The following is a 25,572-nucleotide window of genomic DNA, read 5'->3' as shown; positions in this document are numbered from 1 at the left end:
TTTATCCATGATTATCTTAAGCGTAGACGAGATAAAAATAGATGGGTGTTGTGATCTAGATGACTTGAAGCATTTCTAGAGTTTTACCGTAATAATGTGATGAAAATTAAGACTTTTGTGGTTTTTACAGACTGTTTATCAGCCATTGTGGAAGGAAAAAAGTGTTAGGGATTATTTGAGTGTCTATATATCTAGTAAAAAGTAGTTTTTGCCCAGACAAAAAGCCGCTGTTTGAAACAGCGGCTTGTCAGGGAGTGATTAATCACGCTCAAGGCTAACGTTAGCGTAGCTACGGTAGCCACGCACCATTACATGGTACTCGGTACCTTCTTGTGCACTAATACGACAGGTTTCATCGTTGCGATAGTTGTACGGGCGACAGTCCCAGCTATCAGTCGTGGGTTTGCTGCCTGCTTTTACATAAAGGTCGGCATCACCCGTGCCACCGCTCATTACCACATTGACGTTGCGGCTGCTATCAACTGTGAACGTAAAGAAGGTTTCACTGCCGCTACCACCACTTAGACCGGTAACCGGCTGGTTGGGCTGAAGCACGTTTCCACCGTTGTCACCACAACTTGCATCGACGCCTACGGTATTAAATGCATCGATAACGTCTTGCCCATTGTAAGCTAGGTCTTGCGTGGCTTTCACTACGCCGCACGCACCTTGGTCAAATGTGCTGCTGGCGGTCCAGTACAGTTGGTTCGCGGTGGTGAATACTTCAAAGCCTTTGCGAACATCCCAGTTTGCTTTGTTAGCGAGGAGGTAGAAAGCACGGTTATATACGCCGCTTGAATAGTGCACATTCATGCCATCACGGTACTGGCTGGCGTCATCAATTGATTTGCCATCGCGTGAAGGTTGATCAAAATAGCGCAGACCACCAGTGCCTTTAAAGATGTCGGCACCGACCACCCAATCGACTTCATCATGCATGTAGTATTCTGCCGCTTCACCGGCAATATCAGAAAACGCCTCATTGATCCCGCCCGACATGTCTGCATAGATGAGACCAGAGTTTTGCTCAGTAAAGCCGTGGCTGACCTCGTGGGCACTCACGTTGATATCGACCAGTGGGTAGAACGTTGATTTGCCATCCCCGAATGTCATTGAGCTACCATTCCAGAATGCATTCTCATAGTCGTTGCCGTAGTGGACGCGCATAGTGAGCTGGAAAGTCAGAGGTGCGGTGTTCATCCAATCTTGGTACATGTCAAAAACAACGTTACCGAAATAGTGCGCATCGTTCAGTGCAGAGTAAGCGCCGTTAACATATCTTTCGTCGTTGTAGTTACTGCTATCTGTACACGGGTAGGTGAAGGCAGTGCTGCCTGTGGTACCGTTCTCTAAATCGACCGTTTTCACTTTGTCGTTTTCTAACGTACACGTGGTGCCGGTTTTGTCGATAGGGAAGCCATCATAGTCCGTGCCATAAATATATTGGCCCGTTTTTTCGTTCCCACCAGGGCCTGTTCCAACGGCAGTCGCATGATTAATACCATCCCAGTGCTTCAAGATCTCACCAGTGTCGGCATCAATCATATAAAAAGGACGGCTTGGGTCGTCACCAGCGATAAAGAAATCAACGATGTAGACGAGCTGCGCATTCTGCTCATCATCCAGCTTGACCACCAAGCGAGTGTTCTCGTTTTCAAATGGGGCAGAGGTAATGGTTTGTTGGCTCTGCGTGAAAGCAGCCTTCGCGGTTTCTAAGGCCGCTTGGCTATTGAGCGCGGGTGAGATAGAGGTGATATCGTTCGCGACACCTTGTGCCATGGTACCGTAGACGTCGCTACGTTGACCTTGTTTTTCTGTCGCGACGACAGCCGTGTCAATAACGGGCACACCTTGATAGGTTTGCTGGTAACGCACTTTGACTTTGCCGTTTGGCAAGGTGATACGCTTCACTTCTTTGAACCCTAGTGGGTTGGCTTGTGAACCTGATGGCGCGTAAACACCTGCAGGTTGGTCTAAGACCTGACTTAGCATTGCATCATCAGTGACGTTAATCAGTTCTGCACTCAGTGCCGGTGTGCTGGCGACAACGCTAGAGGCGATAAGCCATGTCAATTTAGAGAGTTTCATTTTATTGCCCTAATTGTTGTTGAAAGATTCCTTTCTTCCCAACTGCACAATAGGAAGACGAACATGTCGGTTCGCATCTTTAACGTGGCCTATCAATAGAATCATTTACAAGCTCGTTACAATTAACCGTGTAAACAATAAATTACGCTATCGGCGTGTTTCAAACGTCAATAAGGTAGAAAACGCATGGTGACTAGTTTATATGACAGTTTCGCTGGTTAATTATTAATTGATGACCATAATTCTTTACAGCATAAATGACTGTTCATTTATGAGATATTTACCGCAATATTGATGAATATCCATGTCTATGAAAACGTGAACCATGCTCACACTGTGACTGGTATGGTGCCGAGGTGAAGCGGGCTGGTGGGTTGAAATAGCGCCAGCGCTAGTGGCCAAAAGAGACGCTTTAGCCATCAGCGCTCACCGGCCATCCGCTGGCCGGTGACAAACGCGTTAGGTTTTATGGCGCACGGCGTTGACCTGTACCTTGCGGTTTGGCCATAGGCGCTGGGTCTTTAGGCCAAAATAGGCTAGAGGGATGCTGCTTGATTTGTGTCAGCACCGCGGTTCTCACCGACTTCATATCCAACTCACAGTTACGCGAGCGCAGCGCAACGAATAATGCGAGACCAAAGCTGACCCACAGGTTAATAAAGCCAATCATCAACACAAAAAACAGACTGGATAAAACAGAAAACCACGACGTGTAATCGCTCATATGTGCGTATGCCGCGTGAGCAGATGAGAACGCCACGTGGCGAATATCAAGCGGAACATCAATAAGGTAGCCGACGTAGCTTGTCATGCCTAAAAGCACACCAAAAATAAAGTTACCGCCTAATGCACCATAATTTTGATGGATGTAAAGTGCTATCCGCTCTCGTCGTTGTAGCGAGATTGCGCGGAATAATGGATGGCCGATTAAGCGATCTTTGAGCTCAATGTAGTCCGCCCGATTATCAAGAATGCCGGTAATAATACCCGACAAAAACAGCCAGACCCCGGCAATAGCGGCGTAAAGCCAGGCTAAACCATTGATAGGATGAATGGCTGAGGTTTGATAGGCCGCTTGCTCACTGCTGAGTAGCGGGCTGTGGTAAAAGTGGCTAAACACCAGGCTCACCAGCACACTCACGGTAATTGCGGCGGTAATGTTTCCCCATACCGCAAACCATTGAGAGCGGTTTACATTAATCAGCAGGCGCGCGAGTTTTTTGCTGCGCGTACGCCCCATTTTGTTCTTTTCTACGTGCGCGGCAAAGTTTGCAGCTGTCATCGCCGGCTGTTTGGTGGCAATGGTAAAGTGTAAAATATGCACCAGCATAAAGCCGACGCCGTAGTTTAGGCTGACCAATAGCGCATTATTAAGTGGCGCAAGCTGCAGGCTTTCGATATACATCTTTACCCACGCTAGTAGCGAAATAATCACCCCAGCACCACAGGCCCCGCGCAGGATTTTAAAATAATCCTTTTTGGTCTTGGCAATGTAGTGCTCGCCGTGATTGCTTTTGTTTTGGGTGACACTTTGCGCAAAGGTGCGAGTGCTTTTGCGGTAAATCGCGCGCACACTGTTGCGTTCTGTCACCGAAATAAGCAATTGCCGCCAGAGGTTGAATACACAGCGCGCCTTCTGATGCGGGTGACGAAAATCAAGAATTTGGATCAACAGCACCATGCGATTTAATGTTTGATCCAAGCGCTCAAGCATACGTGAAGCGTGCGCGGAGAAGCCCATTTGGTTGATACCACGGGCTCGGATCCGCTTCACCTGCTGCTGGCATTGCTCAATCATCACCCAAAAATGTGCCCTGTCTTTGGGATCCAACGTCTCGTATCTAATCGCATTAACGAGTTGATGGGTTTCACGCTGTAGCGCGATGAAGGGGGAATCGACCTCGCTCAAACGGCGATCGATCCGAAGTAGCTCGGGATCAAGTTCCTCGGCGGCGATCCAGATAGACAGCATTTCTAGCGAATAACACAACTCGCTTTTTATATAAGCTCCGGTTGAGCGGATGGCTTCCGGGGCGGCGTTTTTGACGAGTAGACGGTATAGCTTAAACCAGCACTTATGAGAGATGGCCTTTACCCACGCTTTATCTTCACCACCGACAAAGTAACTGAGCAGATCATTGATGTCGTTGCAGCGTTTAGGCGGCGGGTTCACTTTGTTATAAAGTCGACGAAAAATGTCAGTCACAAGGCCGTTTTTAGAGAAAATCCCCAGCTGCACAAACGCCGGCGATAGCTTTATTTTCTTGGCCTCATTGCACACGCTATTGGCAAAGAGCGCGGCTTGAGAGGGGGAGTTGGCTAACGCTAAGACAAGCTGCTCAAGACGCAACTCTGCTAACTCGGGCGCACCCTCACGCAGGTAGGTAAAGAATACATCAAGGCGCTCTGTGTCAGTGGCACAGAGGGAGAAACCGTCTATCACTTTAAAGGCCGGTGTAATCGCAGGCATAAATCAATTTTCTTATCAGTCGATAGTCAACGCGCGCGTAGTCTACAAGAGGGAATGTATAGGGGGAAGAAAAAGTGTGTTTAGATCACATCTGCAATGCGTTGACTTGGCGACGGCAAGCATGGATTTTCTTGCTACACTGCCTGGCCCCAGCTTGGTGAACAGCCAAAATAAGTTGCGGCCATACTCCACATAGACACTGTGTGATAAATCTCCCATCGCACAACTGGCGACCTCACCCTTCTAGAATGGGGCACGTAGTACGCGGCGATTACAGGTTGTTGTGGGTGACGGAATTAAATGCCTTCAGCGCTTTTTGCCGATCCAGCCATTGCCCCACAAAATCTGCCTTCGCTAACATTTTGGACAATTAAGCACGAAAAAATCAGCATGGCTTTGATAAGCTAGCCTGACAACGTTGACGAAAAGGTGTGTTAGGTACCGAGAACTGATCGTCGGTAGCGTGGAAAATACTAGCTGGATAACCCGCCTATAGGTGGAAGCTCGCCATTTGAGTGCACGCTTTGTCGGCGCTCATTCACACTATCTCAGAATACGAAAGAAGAAAGTAAGTATAATCAATAGATTGGGCGAGTAGGCGCGGAGATAGTGTGAACGCGTCACCAGAGATAGGCGGCATGCACACTTTCTCGGAAACGAGATAGACCCTAAAAGCGATAAATGTTATTTATAACAGTGGTTTATATAAGAAAAGCCGGGCATAACGATTTTGGGGAATCGAGTGCGCATGCTAATAAAATGTTAGGTGTCATAAAAAGGAGAAATTCATGGAACACGTAGATTTATTTCCATTGTTACACAATAGGATGAATAAAGAAGAGGAATCAGTTCCCGAATATATTGGTGAATTTGATGGAGTATCTTCGTTGCCCAAAGGAGATTATCCAGCCATTTATTTTTGGGTTGATCGCGATAATTCAAATAGTGTCAGACTCTCCTTTAACACGCCAAAGCTTGAACGTTGGTGTATGGAAGAGGCAGTAGCCAATGGCTTTAACGCAGATTCGATCGAACCAAATGTAGAGCAAGCTCTGGCTACATTGCAACAAGTTAGTACACCAGCTTTTGAAGCCATGATTGCAGAGATGTTAAATTCTGAACTTGACTCACCAAACTCAGAAAATTCACAAGTAACAGAGCCTTCTAAACCTAAACAGTGGTGGCGGTTTTGGTGAAAAACACCTAACAAAACGCTGTAAATCTGATTCGCAAACGCGCGCCATTTTCGCTTCGCTCGAATCTTGGCACACGTTCACTCACAGTTTAAGCGGGCGTTATAGGGCATTCAGATCCAGCTACCTAATTTTTAGAATTTATGTCCACACAGAGGGATTATGGGAAGTCAAAACCAAATAAAATCTAAGTTGCTTGAAATGGAGGGCGGAAAATTTCAAAGACTCTGTGATGATTGGCTGTATAGAAAGGGGTATGAAAATATAAACCCTATTGGAATGATGAATACAACTGACCGAGTTGTTAAAGGTACGCCAGACTGTCTGTTTATGCAGAAGAATGGAAAGTATATTTTTTCCGAATATACCGTTCAACAGGATCGTTTAGCCAATAAGCTAAAAGGTGACATTGAAAAGTGCTTTGATGAAAATAAAACAAGCATTCCTGTAGATGAAGTTAGTGAAATAATCATATGTTATTTGGGTAAACTTACTACGGAAGAAATCAACGAACTCAGAACTTTTTGCTACGAAAGAAGAGTAATGTTGACTCTTAATGGCCTTGATTCAATTTCTTTGAGCATTAAAAATTCTTACCCAGTCCTTTCAGAAGAGTATTTAGATTTACCATTAGATACTGGCCAGTTGCTGAGTATTGATGATTTTATTGAAAGGTATGATAGGAGCAATTTTACAACGTCTATCGACAATGAGTTGCTATTCTGTGATGACTTGCTAAGTAATGCAATCAGCACTCTCAGTTCTTCTAATTTTCTACTTGTATCTGGTGCTGCCGGATTAGGAAAAACATTATTTTCAGTAAATTTGGCAAGACAAGCCCAACAAGAAAACAACAACACAAATGTTGTTTGTCTTTTTGATAAAGGTGCAGACTTAATAAGGGATATAACCGCATACTTTAGCGAACCAGGGGATTACCTGATTTTTGTCGACGATGCAAACAGGCTAGACAATCGACTTGATTACATACTTCACTATCTAAATGAAAAGGATGAAAGCCGGACTTTTCGAATTATCGCTACAGTACGAGATTATGCGCGAGAATCCGTTATAGAAAAGGTTAGTAAATATACAGAGCTTCAAGAGCAAGTCATTCCCCCTTTAACTGATGAGCAGATTAAAGAGTTGTCTGAAACATTATTTGGTATTAAAAATGGGGAGTACCAAAAAAGAATACAAGAAATATCCTGCGGCAACCCACGACTGGCTGTAATGGCATCAAAAGTTGCTATAGAAACAAATCAAATACAGTCTATCCAAAATGTTACTTCCTTATATAGCGATTACTTTGGGGAGAGCGAGAATGTAAAAATTGTGCTTGACGATGAGCGGTTGGTTGTTGCGGCTTGCGCTATTTCTTTCTTTAGAAAAATTGACAAACTTAATGAACAGCAAATGGGTATGGTGGAAAATTCCTTCGGCATACAGGCTGAGGAATTTTGGGAACTTGTTGATGTCTTACATAAAAACGAAATAGTAGATTTGTATGAAAGCGAGGTAGTGAAGATATCTGACCAAGTTCTATCTACTTACCTTTTTTATATATCCGTATTTGAAAAGAAGATAATACCATTCTCATTAATCGTTAAAGATTTTTATCCTGTGCACACCAGAACTATTGTTGATTCACTAAACCCTATCATTAGTGCCTTTGACCAAAGAAAAGTTGTTGCTGGCATTAGGAGTGAGGTTAAAGACATATTTGAAAAGTATTCTGAAAGTGAGAGTGTCGATAAATCGATAGAGTTTTTGAGCACCTTTTGGTTTGCTCTACCAACAGAGGCTTTGGTTTTTTCATCAAAGGTTATTAACGGAATGTCGGACGTTGATATTGATTGGAAAGGTGAAAATTATGAGGAGGCCAAGAAAGAGGCAGATAAATCATCTTTAATCAGTTTGTTAACAAGTTTTAGGTTTTATGATGAGCAAGAATTCAAAATGTCCTTTGAATTGCTGCTTAAATATCTTGCTAAAAGTAAGGCGTCCCTTGGCTTTGTAATACGAGCGCTGTCTGAACGTTATAATTTTAAGCCTAATGATTGTCGATACGGCTATTATGTACAATCGTTCATTGTAGATAAATTGATAGAACAGCTGGATAAAGGGGAAAACTACCTATTCAGTCGACTTTTTATTATAACGGCTAGTTATCTTCTAAAAGTTGAGCACAGAGAGTACCAGTGGTCTCGCGGTGATGAAATAAGCATAATAACTTTTAGACTATCTCCTGATGAATACCTACTCGCTTTAAGAGAAAAGATTATCTCAAACCTATCTTTTTTAATGGATAAAGATGAGTTGAGACCTTTCGTTATTGATGTGATTAGTGAGTGCATAGGCAGAGCAAGATATGAGGGAGCAGATATGGCTTATGCTGACCTTCGTTTTTTTGAACGATATTTTGTTAAAAAGTTAGATAAGGATAATTTGTCTCACTGCATGATAATGCAAGGCTATTGTGAGCACCTTGAATCTTTGAAGTTGCACTATCCAAAGGAGTGGAAAGAAGAATTCTTTAATGAAACGCTTAAACTTTCAAACTTACTTCTTGAAGACAGGCATGAACGGCGCATGCTTGAAATGAGTTATGAGGAATACAATCAATACCGCCACCAGAGTTTAGTTAAGCATTTTAAAGGTATTACAATAGCAAATTTCATTGGTTTCATTGATAGGTGTAAAGAATTGAATAGTGCCTTGTCGGGTAGAGATAGAGACTACTCCTTAAAAAATGGAATTGAAATGACTCTTCGTGCAATCGCTGAATCAGAACCAGAACTCTTTCCTGATATTGTATCTAGTTACATGGATTATGATGACTTTTTTGAAGTAAATCCTCATTTCATAGTAACCGACCTGTTTAAGGCTCAATCGAGTGAAGATGCTTTCTTACTGTTAAACAGCAAAGAATATCGGTGGAAGAAATTATGGCTATCTACTTATTTTGCATTGTTACCAGAGGAGTCCATTGTTGATAATGACGCGAACTTGTTAATAGAGCATATCAGCAACACTCCAAGCAATGAATTGCGAGGTTGGCTAGATTATTTGGATACGTATAAGCATATTGACGATGCTATTTATCGCAAAATTGTCAGAATTCTAACGGATAAATCCAATGAAGATGCTAACTATGCAAGATCACTAGGACACATATTCAGCAGCCACTCCAGTATATTTGGCAACTGGTTTAAACTATTTGAGCCAGACGAGGAATTGGTTTTTGATGCGTACTTAGCCGCCTACAGTCTAGATCGCTACTGCGATTATTCTGGCGATGCTTTAAAACATCTTTTAGATAGACGGTTCGAGTTTTTATATAAATTGATCGATCAAATATATGAAAAGGAAAGATGGCCTGACTTTCACACAGATATGCCAGAGTTAAATTTTTTATGGGAAAGAGAGGGTTACATCGAAGAAATTGAAGACTATGCGAAATATCTTCAGAGTAAAGACGAACATTCTTTCCGGTGTAGAGAGAATATATTTAGTAAGTTACTCACTAGAGAAAAAGGGGAAGCTGAATCGGAGGAAATGGCTCAGAAAAAACATGATTTTTTCTGTAATGCCGTAAAGAAAAATGCTACGGATATTAAATTTATGTGCTTTTTATTTAACTCTGCACAATACCTTAGTGAAGAATTCAGGCGGGAACTGTTAGAACTATTTCTTAGTGAAAATGCTAAATTTGAGGATTTTCAAACTCTAGATTACGAACTTACTACTCGGTCGTGGTCAGGAAGTCGAGTTCCCATCTTGGAGCGAGAAAGAAACTTCCTTGAAAGTCTGTTGCCACTTTTCAACTCAATTCAATTTCTTGAGCATAAATCCTATGTAGAGAAACAAATTGAGGGGAAATTAAAGGCTATTGAATATGAAAAGAAGAGAGATTACCTGGAAAGCAGATAGCTTGATATATAGTGAAAGAACACTGCCCTATGACAAGTTGCTGCACACGGATAGATTACTCGCTGTGCTCCTAATTTACCGGTGAGCAAGACGTTAGGTTTTTTATCAGGACTTGGTGCAAACTTCAAAAAGACGTATATTAGTCTTGTTGCTTATCCGTAATAAGGAGGTTGTGTGTGAGCAATTTAATAGGTCTAGTCTTGGGTTTTGTGTTGGTAATGCCATTGGCCGTGCTACTTCATGAGTTAGGGCATGCAACTCCTCAATTAATGACAGGTCAGTCGGTAGAAATTCGATTGGGAAGTGGAAGTAATGCTAAGGAATTTCGGGTTGGTAAATTAAAGCTCTTAATCACACCATTGTCGATGAATGTTGGCTTTGCTTCAATAGAAAGAAGTGTGAGCAAAAATTTGCAAGTTTTTTCGTTGTTAATGGGACCTGTTGTATCTCTAATTTTATGTATCGGCTTATATTTACTTAGTCGCTATGAATTACCGCATCTAGCTCAATATTTGGTAAATTTTGGACTGTACTTTTCACTGTTTCAATTTTTATTTACAGCAATACCAATGTACTATCCAAGCTACTTTGGTGCGTATGAGGGTATGCCTAGCGATGGGAGGCAAGTGCTAGAGTTACTTGGCTTAATGAAAGGTCAAGGGGCATAAACCTAACAAATGAGAATAAGTGTCGCACAGCCGACACTTTATTTGGGTGTTGAACAAGCCCGTTGCTTTATTAAGTAAATAGATCGAATGCGCATAGGTGGGTGCTGCGTCTGGCACTTTTTTCAGTGCGAGCGCAGCCAAGAAGTGAGTAGATAATATGTTACTTCAATACGTTACGTTAACGATGTGGTTTTTTCGGTTTGCTCTCCTGTGTTTAAGTGAACGCCATTCTCCTTATTCTGTTCGCCTTGCGCCCGCGACGAATCGTTTATATGTTGACTTTGAAATCGGTCAACGTTTTCTATGCCGTTATATGGCAAATTCAACCGAATCTATCAGTTGGTCAGAGGTATAAAGTGATCACTAAATTGTGTGAGAAATGTGGGCAAGAAACTGAGCATAAAGAAATCATAACGCAAAAGTCTTCGAAATATGGGAAAAGTAAAAAAGAACAGTTTAAGGCTTTTCTCGACGGTTTCTTTGGTGGTGTTGCCAGTCCTGTTGGTGCATCGTTGGACTTAATCGATCGATACGAAGTTTGTACAAGATGCGGGCATAAAACCTTAAAAAATCAGGGTAGCGAATTTCAATAGTAATTAAAAAACAGGCCACGTAATGGATAAACATATTGTCGCGTTAGGCGGTGGTGGTTGGATGATGGGAGAACAACAAAGCGAATTAGATCAATATGCGCTCCGTTTAACTGAGAAAAGCGATCCGAAAGTTTGCTATATTCCCACTGCCACTGGGGATGCTGAGGAGGCAATCGATCGTTTTTATCAGTCTAAACTCAGTCGCCGCTTAAGTCATTTTCCATTATTTAAACCCAACCTAGACTGGCGCACACATCTGCAAGAGCAAGATGTTATTTATGTCGGCGGTGGTAATACACGTTCTATGTTCGCAGTATGGAAAGCGTGGGGGATAGATAGAATTCTTCAAGATTGCTATGAAAGTGGCATCATATTGTGTGGTATGAGTGCGGGCGCAATATGTTGGTTCGACTACGGGATCACAGATAGCGATCCTGAGAAGTACTCCGTTATCGAGGGTCTGGGCTTTTTGCAAGGCCTGGCGTCAGCGCACTTTACGGAGAGTGACGCGAAAGCTGAGCTGTTTTCTCAGTTTGCCAGCCATCACGTAAACATGCCTTGCTACGGGATCAGTGATTATTCAGCACTACATTTCGTTAATGGTCAGTATCATAAGACGATTGCCAGTCAAACAGGGGCAAAGGTTACCGTCAAGAATCTTGATTAGACCAAGTGTTTTTCCGGCTCCCACATAGAAGCCGCCATTTTTATTGTGTGAGCTAAAACACATTTCCCTGTCACCTATGAGCCAAGATGATTGGAACCCTATTAATATATCGACTTGGTAAATAACTGAATAAATGGATTTATTATCAATAGCTTAAACATGGAAATTCTCCCAGAAATCGAAGTGTCGAACGCGCAGCATGAGGCTATTCAAGCGCTTAGAAACAAGGCATTTCCTGACCATCAAGTTTCCCGTTCTTACCATAAGCAGCTTCTCCACATGCGGGGATTGCAATACCAAGATAATCAACTGATTGGTTATATGGGGTTGGATTATAGGGCAGTGAATGTCGGTGGTGAGGTATACAAAGTATTAGGGGTGAGTGATTTTTGCATCGATAGCGCTTGGCAAAGAAAAGGGATTGGCTCGAGTATGCTGGCGCAACTGGCTGACTATGCGCGAGATAAAGACGTTGATTTCATTATTCTCATCTCTGATGTGCACGATTTTTATGTGGCTAATGGCTTTCAGCTTGTCGAGTCATATGCCTCTTGGCTACGCATCTATGAGCACACCAACTATGGCGTTGCGGTCGAGTATATCGATGAATTGTATGTAAAACCGATGAAAGACGAATCATGGCCTGCAGGCCATATGGATTGGCTTGGGTATATGTATTAATGCCTTCGGTAGACGTCGTTTATGGCGTGTAAGAGGGGTGAGTCGCCTTTGGCTGGGCGCCTGCAGCTATCTGCAGGCGCGTGATGATATCGGCAACTAAACGCCCTTGCTACTGCATTACCGCAAACGACTCGTAAGGGGCTAGTTTGTAGGTGGTGCTTAACTGTTTGACCGGATCCATATTGTAGCTAAGGCAGGTTAAGGCCTTATCGTGCCAGTGTGCGGGGAGGGTGATGGTTTGTTTTTGATCGCTAAAGTTGCTGACCACGAGAATACGGAGGGTATCGTCGAAGCGCTCGTAAGCCATCACGTTAGGGTGTGATTCATCTACAGGCGCAAACTGGCCGTGTACGATCACTGGGTATTGTTTGCGGAGCTTAATCAGTTCACGGTAGTGATAAAGCACCGAGCCGCTATTTTCAGTTGCCCGTGCCACATTGATGGTGGTGTAGTTAGGATTAACCGGTAACCAAGGTGTTCCTTGGGTAAAGCCTGCTTGCGGTGCGTTCTCCCATTGCATCGGGGTACGGGCGTTATCGCGACTGTTTTGGTAGACCGCCTCCATCATGGTGTCGGGATCAACGCCTTCGGCCACACGCAAGTGGTAAAAATTGCGGGTTTCGATGTCTTGATAATCGTCGATAGACGGGAAGGCGACATTGGTCATCGCAATCTCTTCCCCTTGGTAGATATAGGGCGTGCCTTTCATCAAGTGTAAGGTTGTGGCGAGCATTTTTGCCGAGCGGATTCGGTATTGGCCGTCGTGACCAAATTTGGATACGGCGCGCGGCAAATCGTGGTTGTTCCAAAATAGTGAGTTCCAACCGCTATCGGCCAGCTCTTGTTGCCATTTGAACAGTACCTGTTTGAGGGCGGCGACATCCAGCGGCACGGGCTGCCATTTATCGCCGTCTTTCCAGGTAGCGGTAATGTGTTCAAATTGGAACACCATGGAGAGTTCGTTGCGTTCCGGTGCGCTATAAAGTTTGGCGATCTCCGGCGTTGCGCCCCATGTTTCGCCGACGGTGAGCAAGTCTTTGTCGCCAAATGTGGCTCGATTCATTGCCTGTAGCAGAGGGTGAAGGTGCGGCCCGTTGCCGGTAATGCCTTTGTCGATTTCCTTACCAATTAAATCAATCACATCGAGGCGGAATCCGCCAATGCCTTTATCAATCCACCAGTTCATCATTTTATACACGGCGTCATGGACGGCAGGGTTTTCCCAGTTCAGATCGGGCTGACGTTTGGAGAACAAGTGAAAGTAATATTGCTCGGTGTTTGGCTCCCATTGCCATGCACTGCCACCAAAAATTGAGCCTTGATCATCGGGTGCGCTGCCATCGGGTTTGGCATCGCGCCAAATGTAAAAGTCGCGATAAGGACTGTTTTTGTCTTGAAGCGCAGCTTGGAACCAAGGATGTTCGTCGGAGGTGTGATTGACGACCAAATCCATCACGATTTTGATGCCGAGCGCGCCGGCTTTATCAATCAAGCGCGTCATGTCTTCCATGGTGCCAAATTCAGGCGCGATCGCGCAGTAATCGGAAATGTCGTAGCCATTGTCATCCATCGGCGATTGATACACCGGTGATAGCCATAACACATTGACGCCGAGCCAATGTAAGTAATCGAGTTTCTCGATAATTCCATTAATATCGCCAATGCCATCACCATTGGTGTCGTAAAAACTGCGAGGGTAGATTTGATAAACAACGGCATCATGCCACCAAGCGTTCTGCATACCGATTACCTCTTATCGACAATAAAAATCCTCAAAGCCTCAGCTTGAGATGTGGCCAACAGCCTAGCGCGCGAGCGGTGCCAAGAAAAATAGGCGTGACGCTTATTGATATAACCTATTGGCTATAGATAAGATGGTAATGGATAAAAAATAGGCGGTATCATTGAGCTGTGTATCCCTATTAGGCTATAAAGTAAGCTGTTAAATTGTGAGCGAGTGCGGTATGGATGTAGAAAAAGTTGCCGGCTACTTTATTGCGGTGGTTGAGGCAGGCGGTATTAAAGCGGCCGCGTTGCAGTTAGGGATCAGCCAACCTTCATTGACGGCACAGATCCAAAAGCTGGAGCAACGTCTCGCGTGTCAGCTATTGGTCCGCCATCCTCGTGGCGTCAGTATGACAGCCGCGGGAGAGCTTTATTATCAGCATGCCACCGCACAGCATGCCGCGCGGCAACGGCTTCATGCCCAGCTTCATGCATTGCAAGCGCGTGAAGCGGGACAAATAAAGCTTGGCACTGGGGAGGCGTGGTGGCCTTTGTTTGTTAAACCGGCAGTGCTTGAGTATCAAGCAGAGCGCCAGTGTGCGGTCCACATCGAATTTGGCAATCGCTTAGCACTGATGGCATCGCTGCTCAGTGGTGATGTGGATGTGTTTATCGGTCATGAAATTGACGATCTGGTTGCCAGCCAGCAAGTTCGCTTTATGCCCTTGTTTCAGGACGCGGAAAGCTACTATGTGGCTGATAACCATCCGCTACTCGCAAACACATCGACTCGCATCGACCCTCAGCGCCTGAGTGATTGGCCGTTGATGCGTGTCACGCCTGATCATGCCCGGCATGCGCATTTGCTGGCGAACCCCATCAGCCCAACGACGCACGTTAACCAAGTGGTGTTTGATGTTGATGCCCTCATTCCCGGTATCGACTTATTACACGACACTCAGGCGGTGATGCCCTATACCAGCAAAGCCGACACATACCTTGCTAGTCAGGGCGTGAGCGTGTTGACAACCCAGCCCAACAAAACGGGTAATGTTGGTTTATATACCCTGCGTAATGCGCGGCATGAGAAAGTCGAGGCGCTAGTCCAGCAACTGTGTGAGGCTGCGCAGCAGATAAACACCTCACCATGTCATACCAGTTAGGGTGAAGCTTATTGAACGAGAAAGTGCTAGACTAGGCCGCCTTTGTCGCACACTGTCTGTGTCGTGCTGGCTGCGAATGTAGGGATTAGCTAGCCGATTCAGCGTGTTCCAGTGGTGACATCGATGAAATCAATAGGTAGCGCCAATTACCAATTTGGCCTTAGCGCTGCTAATTTGTGGCGCAAATCACATGCAGTACCTTTATTATCAAAGGAAAGATGATGGTAATTCCAGAAAACAGCAGTATTGTTATTTTTGGTGCATCTGGCGATCTGACCTTCCGTAAGCTGATCCCAGCCCTGTACCACTTGTATGCGAACAAACAGCTGCCTGCGTCTTTCGCGATTCTTGGCGCAAGCCGCACCTTCTACAGTGACGAATCATTTCGCGATAAACTACGTCACTCCATGCAAGAGCTTGAAGAGACCGATCCTGCCACGCTCGACGCCTTTATGGCGCATGTGCACTATCAATCATTTAATATCTCTGACACCAACGAGTACGGTGCGCTGACAAGCCGCTTGGATGAGCTCTCTGACCAATACGGTTTTACACAGCGCAATACGCTTTTCTATCTCGCGACACCGCCAAAGTTGTATAACTTTATTCCTGCTTGCCTGGCAGCGCATGGCTTGAATGATGAAAGTAACGGTTGGAAGCGTTTGGTGGTCGAAAAGCCATTTGGTTACGATCTTGCCTCCGCGCGCCAGCTCGATAAAGACATTCATGCTTACTTTGCCGAGCACCAGATCTATCGCATTGACCATTACTTGGGCAAAGAAACGGTACAAAACCTGCTGGTTTTCCGTTTTTCTAATGCGATGTTTGAGCCGCTTTGGAACCGTAACTTTATCGATTATGTAGAGATCACCGGTGCTGAAAACCTTGGAGTGGAGGGTCGCGGTGGTTACTACGACCAATCGGGCGCAGTCCGTGATATGTTCCAAAACCATTTGCTGCAAGTGCTGTCGCTGGTGGCGATGGAGCCGCCCGCTCAAATCAATGCAGACGCGATGCGTGATGAAGTATTCAAAGCGTTGCAGTCACTCGAACCGCTCTCTGAAGACGACTTGCACAATAATTTGGTACTGGGTCAGTACACCGAATCTCACGTGGGCGGTAAGCCGCTGCCTAGTTACCGTGATGAGCCCGGAGTGGCGGAAGACTCGCGCACTGAGACTTATGTTGGCCTGAAGATGTTTATCAACAACTGGCGTTGGAATGGGGTGCCGTTTTATGTGCGCACCGGTAAACGCTTGCCAACTCGCGTGACTGAAGTGGTGATCCACTTTAAACAGACTCCGCACCCAGTGTTCGGTAAAAATGCGCCCGAAAACCGTTTGGTCATCCGCATTCAGCCGGATGAAGGCATTCAAATGAGCTTTGGCCTTAAAGAGCCGGGCGCAGGCTTTAACGCCAAAGCAGTCAACATGGACTTCCACTATACCTCACTGGAAGAAACCCAGATGCTGACGGCTTACGAGCGCTTGTTACTGGATGCCCTTAAAGGCGATGCCACCTTGTTTGCGCGTAGTGACGCGGTCGAAGCTTGCTGGCAGTTTGTTGAGCCTATTCTGCAGTACAAAGAAAATGACAAAGCCTTGTTTGGCTATGCCTGCGGAACATGGGGACCGAAAGAAGCAGATCAGTTGCTTGAGCGTGATGGTCATGCTTGGCGCTTTCCCTGCAAAAACCTGACTGACACGGAATACTGCGAATTATGATAAATGCTCGAATTTTTGATGATGCCGACGCGGTGGTCAATCATTTAGCGGACACGATGCAAGCCCTCAGTGAGCAAGATCGTGCCGTACACATTTCGCTTTCTGGCGGCAGCACGCCCAAAATGCTGTTTAAGCGTTTAGCCAGTGACGACTATGCCAATGCGATTCAGTGGCAAAACCTGCATTTTTGGTGGGGCGATGAGCGCTGTGTAGCACCGGATGACGCTGAGAGTAACTTTGGTGAAGCCAATAAGCTGCTGTTTAGCCACATTCGCATTCCGGAAGAGAACATTCACCGTATTCGTGGTGAAGACGACCCGGACGTGGAAGCGGCGCGCTTTAGTGCGGAAATGCAAGCCTTGATCCCAAGCGAAAACGGCACACCTGTGTTTGATTGGATCTTGCTGGGCGTCGGTGGCGATGGGCATACGGCCTCGCTGTTCCCGCACGATCCTCAGTATGACAATACCGCGCTCGCGCTGGTGGCCTCGCATCCTGAATCGGGTCAAAAGCGTGTATCAAAAACCGCCCGTGTGCTGCGCGCGGCGAAGAAAATCAGTTATCTGGTGTTGGGTGAAGGTAAGCAAGCGATCGTGCATGAGATCGCCACACACGAGCCCACTCAACTGCCATATCCTGCCGCCAATATCCGCAGTGCCAAAGGCACCACGGAATGGGTACTCGATGCCGCGGCAGCAAAAAAATTACCAGAACAGAATTAATGGAGAGCACGATGAAAGGTGATATCGGCGTAATTGGTTTGGCGGTCATGGGCCAAAACCTGATCCTTAACATGAACGACAACGGTTTTAAAGTCGTGGCACATAACCGTACCGCGGCCAAAGTCGATGAATTTCTGGAAGGCCCAGCGAAGGGCACCAACATTGTTGGCGCTTACTCGTTAGAAGAGTTGGTTGAGAAGCTCGAAAAGCCGCGCAAAGTGATGCTGATGGTTCGCGCAGGCGCCGTCGTGGATACCTTTATCGACAAACTGACGCCACTGCTTGACGAAGGCGACATCATTATTGATGGCGGTAATACCAACTACCCAGATACCAACCGTCGCGTGGCAGCACTGCGTGAAAAAGGCATTCACTTTATCGGTGCCGGTGTCTCTGGCGGTGAAGAAGGTGCCCGTTTTGGACCGTCTATCATGCCGGGTGGCTCTGAAGAAGCATGGCCAGCTGTTAAACCTATCTTCCAAGGTATCGCCGCGAAAACCGACGCCGGCGAACCATGCTGTGATTGGGTTGGACGTGATGGCGCCGGCCACTTTGTGAAAATGGTGCACAATGGTATCGAGTATGGCGACATGCAGCTGATCACCGAAGCGTACCAGTTCATGAAAGACGGTCTTGGCATGAGCCATGACGAGATGCAGCAGGTGTTTACCGATTGGAACAAAACCGAGCTGGATAGCTACCTAGTAGAGATCACCTCGGATATCTTGGGCTATAAAGACCAAGATGGTGAGCCACTGGTTGAGAAAATTCTCGACACTGCAGGCCAAAAAGGCACCGGTAAATGGACCGGCATCAACGCGCTGGATCTTGGCATTCCGCTCACTTTGATTTCTGAATCCGTGTTCTCACGTTGCCTGTCGGCACTTAAAGATCAGCGGGTCGCGGCAGAGAAGCTGTTTGAAAAACATATTCAACCGGTTGATGGTGATAAAGCCGAATGGGTTGACGCGCTGCGTCAAGCGTTGCTGGCGTCAAAAATTATCTCTTACGCGCAAGGCTTTATGCTGATGCGTGAAGCGTCTAATGAGAATGGCTGGGACCTCAACTACGGTAATGTTGCACTGATGTGGCGCGGTGGCTGTATTATCCGCTCAGCCTTCTTGGGTAATATCCGTGATGCGTTTGATAAGGATCCTAACTTGGCCTTCTTGGGCTCAGATGCGTACTTTAAAGGGATCTTGGATAACTGCTTGGCAGCATGGCGTAAAGTGGCGGCAAAATCGATGGAAACCGGTATCCCAATGCCATGTACCACATCGGCGCTGACCTTCTTGGATGGCTACACCACGGCACGCTTGCCCGCGAACTTGCTGCAAGCACAGCGTGACTACTTTGGCGCGCACACCTATGAGCGTCTTGATCAGCCGCGCGGTGAGTTCTTCCACACCAACTGGACAGGCACCGGCGGTAACACCGCCTCGACCACGTACGACGTGTAACGTACGACGTGTAACGTGACAGACTAAGTCACTGCCTGTCGCAATAACTAGAAAAGGGATGCCTCGGCATCCCTTTTTGTTGGCTTAAGCAATAAACTCACTTAGCATAAGCGAAAAAGGAGATCCTATGCCGCGTCCTAAAATGCCCCGCCGTATCTGCGGGACACCCCATACCAACTGTTTTAAACCCAACGCCATTCCACTCAGTGAGCTAGAGACAGTGACCATTGGTTTGGATGAGTTCGAAGCCATGCGTCTTGTTGATCATCAGGGTATGCAGCAACTGCAAGCGGCGGAAGTCATGGGCGTATCTCGTCAAACGTTAGCCAACCTAGTCAAACGCGCCCGCGCCAAAACCACCGCCTGCCTCGTAGAAGGCAAAGCCTTGGTGTTTGAGTCAGAAGAGTCGTGTTAGGTTAGCCATCTACAAAAACAAGATCTGTGCTGCGTGTGACTCACCAAGGTGCTTTTATGGTTTACTAAACTGTAATTTCACGTCAATGATTGCCGTGAAAATAGGTATTTTTAAACCAATACTTCCATTTAGTTATTGTCATTCATCATGCGGCTTAGCAAGGATGCGCGCGTGTTCGAAAAAGCATTCTGTCGCGCGACGTTGCAGCTTGACGCGAATACTCGCGATGTCTTGACGCAACTTTCCTCATTTTTCTCTCACAGAATAGTTTGCATATGCCACAAATCAAGCGTATTTTTGGCATATGCTATTTACATAAAGAGAGAACGGAAGATGACAATTGCTATTGCGATGAATCAAGACTGCCCTGCGGGACACTTTATGAAGGCCGAGCACTTTGCGCTGTTTGACGACGATGGCCAAGCACTCGTTCAGTTCGCCAACCCACGTGTAACAGAAGGTTGCGGTGCCAAAAACGCCTTGATAGCGATGCTGAAAGCTAACCAAGTAACACGTGTGGTGACTCGTCATATTGGCGAGCATGCGTTAGCGGGATTACTTGATGCTGGCTTACATGTTTATCAGTTAACTAATGGTCGCCTAAATCCCACCCAGTGGTTGTCGCCTGCGTACTGGCAACCGCTTACGGATGCCAGTCAAGGACGGCCGGCGTTGCAGCGAATGAAGCAGCAAAAACCACAACAACAGAACGCCGCTTGTCACTCAGAGCGCGGGAAAGGTTGTGGCGCGCAAGGCCGCAGTTCAGGTCATCAACATCGAGGGTGTGGTAAGGGGCAAGGTAAAGGCGGCCGCGTTCGTGGACAGGGTTGTGGTTGCCATGAATAAGCAGCCTGTTATCCCGCCGGTTTCCCATCATCAGTGTGTGGCTTGCAGTGACAACGGGCTGTTTAATCTTAGATTTTACCAAGACGATGAAACTGCAGTGAGCGCAAAAGTATGGTTAGAAAGCACTTGGCAGGGGTATCAAGATCAGCTACACGGTGGGGTGATTGCCACGCTTTTAGATGCAGCATTCACCCATTGTACCTTCTTGTTTGCCCCGCAAAGTGTGACAGGGTCACTTAATATTCGCTATCACCATCCAGTGCCCGTTGCCGTTGAGGCGGAGGTACGAGCATGGTGTGTGAAAGCCAAACATGGAATGAGTCAGTTGGAGGCAACGCTCACCGTTGCGGGCACTGTGTGTGCCAGTGCAACGGCAAGCTTTATGCGAATGCGTGCGTCAAAAACTAGCTAACGGCGCGGCGCAGGCGATCATGCACGGCAAGCCACGCTTCACCATGAGGAGGCTGGGCGAGCCAGATCTCATCGACGCCGAGTTGGTCGGCTTGGGCAAGTTGGTGATATAACGCTTGCCCGTAGCGTGCAGCGTCATCTGGCATGGCAATACAGACCAGATCATCCCGTGCTGGGGCATCGCCAAAGTGAAGCAAGGCCGCTCGTTTTTCAGGATGGGGCGCAGGGAGATCAGACAAGTCTGCCGCCACCATCTGTAACCGGGTGTTGGGTTGGTAATGGCTTCCCACATTGCCGGGCACCACGGTGTCGTGCTGCTCAGGGGCGTCGACTGTTTCACCCAGCACGGCGCTCAGCTCGCTGGCGGTGATTGGACCGGCGCGAAGTACGCGGAATGGACGCTTAGTAAGATCGACAATGGTCGACTCCAGCCCATGTTGGCAAGGGCCGCCATCAATCACCGCAGCGATCTTTCCGCCTAAACCATGCATCACTTGCTCCGCCGTGGTGGGGCTGAGCTTTTTATACGGGTTCGCAGACGGGGCGGCAACAGCAAGCTGATGGGTGGCGAGCAAGTCTAACAACACAGGTTGCGCGGGTACGCGAAGCCCAATGGTATCCAATCCACCCGTGACCACTGGTGAAATATGCTCGGCACGTGGCAACAGCAGTGTCATCGGCCCTGGCCAGAAGGCATTCGCCAGCTTATATGCTTCATCCGGGATTTGCGTTGCCCACTCGGTAATCGATGCGACGTCACCGAGATGCACAATCAAAGGGTGGTTCGCGGGTCGACCCTTGGCGGTAAAAATACCCGCGACGGCGTCTGGATTGCTGGCATCCGCTGCCAAACCGTACACGGTTTCTGTGGGCACCGCGACTTGTTCGCCGGCTTTTAGCAGTTCGGCGGCTTGTGTTAGGTCCGTTGAACACTGCGCTGAGAGAAGTTGCGTTTTCAACGACATGCTCCGTTTTATTTTGCTACGTTCAGGTGATACCACTGACCCGAGCGATCGCGTTGCCATACTGCACCTTGCGCATCAATTTGCATCAAGTACAGCCAGCCGTGATTCGCCAGCGCGGCTATATCGTCATGGCGTGCAAGTATACTATCAATTGCCTCCCGAGGGGCAGCGATAAATACGCTTAATCGCACTGGCTGGTGGCGATATCGACGGCCATCGTGCACGGATTGATGCGATAAGCCAATTCGTAAGTCGCCACCATTCCCTTCAAACACCCCAATGTGCCCACCCACGATGTTGTGGAGCAGCTTGTTGCCGCTGCCGAATTTTTCCGGTGCGGTGACAGAAGCAAAGTACTGCAGATTGATCCAATTGGTCACCACCATGGGCGCGGTGAGTATGGTTTCAAGCTGGCTAAAGTCACGGTCTTTGTGCATGTCGTAGTCGTGTAAAAAGCTGCGACCTTGCAAATTAATCTGTCGAGACAGGGTGCGCGGGCCTACGATTAACGCCGCGTTGTCACACAGTCCCCACTCAGGACGCATTTGCGCCCAGTCTTTGGCCCGTGTACCAAAGAAGCGTTTGAGTTTGGATGGCTGGGTAGGCGCCTGATCAAACTGGTTGGCGCGGGTAGCACGTGCTTGCTCGCTTGCGTTGACCAGCCAAGTTTGCCACTCGGTATGCTCGGGAGCGTGAAAGACATCCAGTGCGTCGGTGGTAGTGTTGTGCATGGCGGCATAAAAACGGGTACTGGCGGGAATCGTTACGCCTTGCTGTGCCATGGCATCGCGCACGTCGGCATCGTTCAGAAGCTGTGCGAGTACACGAACATTCACTTCACCGGTTTGTCCGCCGCAGGCACCACAGTCAAGCCCTGCTGCATGAGGGTTGTTACAGGTTTCACTGCCATGACCCACCAACAAGACGGCATCGGCCAGTTGATCAGCAATGCCCATTGCCCGCAAGATACCAGCGCCTAGCTCCGCCTTTTCTGCTGCGGTTAACGGTGTATTGTCACGGGTGAGCGCCCAATCACTGTCAGCATGGCTGAGTCGATTTAACGGGTTCTCGGTACCAGAAATGCGCAATGCGCGTTTTAGCAAGCTCACTAGCTTTAACATGCCACCGGCTTCGACCATGCCTAAGTTGGCGGCGGGCGCATCAAGACTGCGTTGCCAGCCGAGCTTGGTCATTCGCAACCAGCGTTCGGGGGTAGCATGGGTTTGTGAGGCGGTGACCGCTGGCGCCAGTAAACCGGGCAGTTGTGGGCGATGAATATGGCTATCAGTGGGCTGATAGGCAATCGGCAAGCCAAAAAAGCCAGCAAAGCCAAGGGTTTGAATTCGTTCGGATTGCGCTTCTAATGCGCGACGCATTGGCTCAGAGCGCACATCGATACAAAATACAGCCTGAAGCGTGGGGGAGGTGTCGAGCGTGTCGACACTGGCCTGCGCAGATAGGGCATGTGCCCAAGGGCGCTGCTGACTGATTTCCAGCGCTTGTTGCCAAATCCACAGGGGCGCGAGCTGTTGTTGTGCTTGGTGATACCAATGGCGGACATTCACCGCTTGATGGTGCATGGACTGACGAATGCTTGCCCACGCTGCGTCACGATGTTTAGCAAGCCAGCGTGCCAGCACTGTATCCCACGCGAGTAAAATCGCGAATAGGCCCATGCCATGATCTTGTTGTTCACTGTCACTGAGCTGTTGCTGCCAATCTAACCAAGCCTGCCAGCTTGCCCAACCCGATAAACCGTGCATGAGCGCGTGGCAATAGGCCAAGTTACCGTCTTGGTCGTGAAGAGTCGGTTGCCAAAAGTCGGCCGCTTCAGCGATCAATGCATCGATTTGGGTGGGTAGTGCGGCGAAATCGGCAAGCAAATCCACGCCAGTGAGGGTTTTAATGCCTTTATCTTGGCTCACCACATCCAACCAGCATTGATAAAGGTGCTCACCGCCTTGGCCTTGAGCATCAAAGCGCTGTGGGTATTGGTGATAGAGCGCGAGAAACTGGCTCACTTGCTGCTGAATTTCTTGCTGCCACGATAAGCCTTCTTGTGCTTCTCGAGTGCGGTCACACAACTCAGCTAATGGCTTCCAACGCGGGAGGTCACTGCTATGGCTACGCAGCGCACGCAGACAATCACTGACCGTCAATGCGCTGTCAGAGGTTGAAATGGCCTCGGCAAGATGTGCCTCACTAATGGGCGATTGCCAATGCGACAGATAGTACGCCGACGGCATTAGCGGACAGTGGCCACTTAACACCGCTTGTTCGGCAAAGACTTGCTCAATGGGGGTAAAGCGTTGCGGCCACCATGGATTCACTGCAATCATTTGATCCAACGGCCAGCTTGGCGCAATCGCGGCGACCGCTTGCTGGGTGGCATCGCGAAAATCGCTCACATTGAGGGACTCTGGGAGTGCAGATACGTTGGGCGTTTTCGCAATCATTAACGCGTCTCCTTATGCGGTTGCCATTGGGTCGTTTGTAGTTGGATTAAAGAAGCACTCGGCCACCATTTGAGTGTTAGGCGCGTCGCCCACTCATCAAGATAAGCCCCGGCGTTCAGCCAGATAAATAGGCGGTTGACCCACGCTTTGTGAGGCCAGTACTGGACCGCCATTGATAGAGCAAACAGCGCGATAAACAGCACTAGCGCAAAGGCATCGGCAAACAAATAGGTGGCATTTCCACCCGCGACAAACACAATCAAGCTATGTTTAATGGCGGCGTAAAGCCCAAGCAGGCCAAGGGCAAACATGCTACTGAGCAGCACGCGTGTCGGGCGAGCAGCGCCTGGGCGGGTAAAGGCCGGTAATAGCAGCATGGTCATCGCCATCCACAGCAACCAACCGGCGGCCAAACTATTTAAAATATCAACACCCAGATGCACGGCGACAATCAAACCGGCGGCGGTGGTCATCGCGGCAAGCCAATGGCAGCGAAGCGGAACTGAGGCGTCAGCCAGTTGGGTGGCGAGCCAATGATTCACGCCATTGCCGCTGTTGAGGAAAGAAAACGCCTTGTAGAAAGAGTGCGCCAGCAAGTGCAGCAGTGCCAACTCGTAAAGACCTAGGGCGATTTCGACTAACATCAGACCCATTTGTGCGACGGTCGACCACGCCAGTTTTACCTTAATGCTCACGCGTGTCAGGCTCACCAGTCCCGCCACCAGCGTACTGATACCTGCGATAACCAGCAGGGCAAGGCTGGCACTGGGGCTTGCCGCGAGCACTGGCGCGAATAGCATCAATAAGATCCCGCCAAGATTCACAATGCCAGCATGCAACAAGGCAGAGACAGGTGTGGGCGCTTCCACCACTTGAATGAGCCAGCCGTGCAAGGGTAGTTGAGCGCACTTGATAATCGCCACGCCCACCAACATAAAGGCGGCGATGCTTACAGTCAGCGTATGAGGTTGCTGGCTGACTTGAAACATCAATTGGTCAATCTGCGCGGTTTGGTAGTGGAAAAACAACAGTAAAAATGCGCCACCGAGTAGCAATTCGCTAAAGCGGGCGAGCAGCATTTTTTTGTGTGCCGCGAGTTGGGCGCGAGGCCGATGCGGATAGAAAAGAATTAAGCGACCCAATGAGAGGCTAACCGCCACCCAGGCGAGCCAAAACAGCAACAGGTGATTGCTGACTAAAACCAACAAGACTGCCGACAAGGTGAGCAGTAAAGAGGAAAGAAAACGGTGTTTGTCGGCTTCACCTGCAAACGCAGTGGCACTGTATCGCCAGATAACTCCGCCAAGAAGAGCAACCAGTGCGAGCAGCACCAGTTTGAGCGGGGTGACGAGAAATAGGGATAACATGACTTACCTCACAGCAATAGTTATG

Annotated in this window: 19 protein-coding genes; 13 read left to right on the top strand and 6 right to left on the bottom strand. The window is 47.9% G+C overall.

What is annotated here, in order from left to right; all coding sequences use genetic code 11:
* Positions 1-258: 258 nt before the first annotated feature.
* Both EHW56_RS03925 and EHW56_RS03920 read right to left on the bottom strand, forming a co-directional pair.
* The gene (locus EHW56_RS03925) at positions 259-2,088 is read right to left on the bottom strand and encodes a M4 family metallopeptidase (RefSeq protein ID WP_152798674.1); all 1,830 of its coding nucleotides are present in this window, start codon (positions 2,086-2,088) and stop codon (positions 259-261) included.
* 466 nt (positions 2,089-2,554) lie between these two features.
* Positions 2,555-4,558 carry a recombinase gene (locus EHW56_RS03920; protein WP_152794116.1) on the bottom strand — a complete coding sequence of 668 codons (2,004 nt, stop codon included), beginning with the start codon at positions 4,556-4,558 and terminating at the stop codon, positions 2,555-2,557.
* Between the two features lie 788 nt (positions 4,559-5,346).
* On the opposite strand from EHW56_RS03920, the gene EHW56_RS03915 reads away from it, so the two are divergent.
* The 6 genes from EHW56_RS03915 to EHW56_RS03895 all read left to right on the top strand — a co-directional run bounded on the left by EHW56_RS03915 (position 5,347) and on the right by EHW56_RS03895 (position 12,293).
* Positions 5,347-5,754: a hypothetical protein gene (locus EHW56_RS03915; protein WP_152798672.1), complete on the top strand. Its 408-nt coding sequence runs from the start codon at positions 5,347-5,349 to the stop codon at positions 5,752-5,754.
* 159 nt (positions 5,755-5,913) lie between these two features.
* Positions 5,914-9,684 carry a DNA replication protein gene (locus EHW56_RS15295; protein ID WP_172969903.1) on the top strand — a complete coding sequence of 1,257 codons (3,771 nt, stop codon included), beginning with the start codon at positions 5,914-5,916 and terminating at the stop codon, positions 9,682-9,684.
* Between the two features lie 176 nt (positions 9,685-9,860).
* A complete protein-coding gene (locus tag EHW56_RS03910) occupies positions 9,861-10,352 on the top strand; it encodes a hypothetical protein (protein ID WP_172969902.1) in 492 nt (163 codons plus the stop codon).
* 356 nt (positions 10,353-10,708) lie between these two features.
* Complete coding sequence (locus EHW56_RS03905; RefSeq protein WP_172969927.1) at positions 10,709-10,945, top strand: hypothetical protein; 237 nt, start codon at positions 10,709-10,711, stop codon at positions 10,943-10,945.
* Between the two features lie 22 nt (positions 10,946-10,967).
* A complete protein-coding gene (locus EHW56_RS03900; protein WP_152798670.1) occupies positions 10,968-11,612 on the top strand; it encodes a peptidase E in 645 nt (214 codons plus the stop codon).
* Between the two features lie 159 nt (positions 11,613-11,771).
* Entirely contained in the window at positions 11,772-12,293 is a 522-nt protein-coding gene (locus EHW56_RS03895) for a GNAT family N-acetyltransferase (RefSeq protein ID WP_152798668.1), read from the top strand.
* Positions 12,294-12,402: 109 nt separating this feature from the next.
* Here the strand turns inward: EHW56_RS03895 and EHW56_RS03890 are convergent, their stop codons facing one another.
* Positions 12,403-14,034: an alpha-glucosidase gene (locus EHW56_RS03890; protein WP_152798666.1), complete on the bottom strand. Its 1,632-nt coding sequence runs from the start codon at positions 14,032-14,034 to the stop codon at positions 12,403-12,405.
* 223 nt (positions 14,035-14,257) lie between these two features.
* Here EHW56_RS03890 and EHW56_RS03885 point away from each other — a divergent pair, with 223 nt between their 5' ends.
* The 7 genes from EHW56_RS03885 to EHW56_RS03855 all read left to right on the top strand — a co-directional run bounded on the left by EHW56_RS03885 (position 14,258) and on the right by EHW56_RS03855 (position 20,760).
* Entirely contained in the window at positions 14,258-15,181 is a 924-nt protein-coding gene (locus EHW56_RS03885; protein WP_152798664.1) for a LysR family transcriptional regulator, read from the top strand.
* A gap of 221 nt (positions 15,182-15,402) precedes the next feature.
* On the top strand, positions 15,403-16,905 hold the full coding sequence (zwf, locus tag EHW56_RS03880; protein ID WP_172969926.1) for a glucose-6-phosphate dehydrogenase: 1,503 nt from the start codon (positions 15,403-15,405) through the stop codon (positions 16,903-16,905).
* A complete protein-coding gene (gene pgl, locus EHW56_RS03875; protein ID WP_152798660.1) occupies positions 16,902-17,627 on the top strand; it encodes a 6-phosphogluconolactonase in 726 nt (241 codons plus the stop codon). Before zwf ends, pgl begins: the two co-directional genes overlap by 4 nt.
* Positions 17,628-17,638: 11 nt before the next feature.
* Positions 17,639-19,087 carry a decarboxylating NADP(+)-dependent phosphogluconate dehydrogenase gene (gene gnd, locus EHW56_RS03870; RefSeq protein ID WP_152798658.1) on the top strand — a complete coding sequence of 483 codons (1,449 nt, stop codon included), beginning with the start codon at positions 17,639-17,641 and terminating at the stop codon, positions 19,085-19,087.
* 127 nt (positions 19,088-19,214) lie between these two features.
* Positions 19,215-19,502, top strand: coding sequence for a DUF134 domain-containing protein (locus EHW56_RS03865; RefSeq protein ID WP_152794095.1), 288 nt, complete (start codon positions 19,215-19,217; stop codon positions 19,500-19,502).
* 333 nt (positions 19,503-19,835) lie between these two features.
* Entirely contained in the window at positions 19,836-20,348 is a 513-nt protein-coding gene (locus tag EHW56_RS03860; RefSeq protein ID WP_172969901.1) for a NifB/NifX family molybdenum-iron cluster-binding protein, read from the top strand.
* Positions 20,341-20,760: a PaaI family thioesterase gene (locus EHW56_RS03855; protein WP_152794091.1), complete on the top strand. Its 420-nt coding sequence runs from the start codon at positions 20,341-20,343 to the stop codon at positions 20,758-20,760. Before EHW56_RS03860 ends, EHW56_RS03855 begins: the two co-directional genes overlap by 8 nt.
* On the opposite strand, the gene EHW56_RS03850 is transcribed toward EHW56_RS03855, so the two are convergent.
* From EHW56_RS03850 to EHW56_RS03840, 3 genes are read right to left on the bottom strand one after another with little or no spacing between them, the layout of a single operon-like run.
* Positions 20,753-21,724: an L-threonylcarbamoyladenylate synthase gene (locus tag EHW56_RS03850; protein ID WP_152794089.1), complete on the bottom strand. Its 972-nt coding sequence runs from the start codon at positions 21,722-21,724 to the stop codon at positions 20,753-20,755. The genes EHW56_RS03855 and EHW56_RS03850 overlap by 8 nt on opposite strands.
* An 8-nt stretch (positions 21,725-21,732) precedes the next feature.
* Complete coding sequence (locus EHW56_RS03845) at positions 21,733-24,180, bottom strand: DUF2309 domain-containing protein (RefSeq protein WP_152798656.1); 2,448 nt, start codon at positions 24,178-24,180, stop codon at positions 21,733-21,735.
* Positions 24,180-25,547 carry an NADH-quinone oxidoreductase subunit L gene (locus EHW56_RS03840; RefSeq protein ID WP_152798654.1) on the bottom strand — a complete coding sequence of 456 codons (1,368 nt, stop codon included), beginning with the start codon at positions 25,545-25,547 and terminating at the stop codon, positions 24,180-24,182. The genes EHW56_RS03845 and EHW56_RS03840 overlap by 1 nt, the downstream gene beginning before the upstream one ends.
* Positions 25,548-25,572: the final 25 nt, after the last annotated feature.

The sequence above is a fragment of the Salinivibrio sp. VGrn1 genome (assembly GCF_009377995.1).
Lineage (GTDB): Bacteria > Pseudomonadota > Gammaproteobacteria > Enterobacterales > Vibrionaceae > Salinivibrio > Salinivibrio siamensis.
This window is presented reverse-complemented; position numbering and strand designations above follow the sequence as displayed.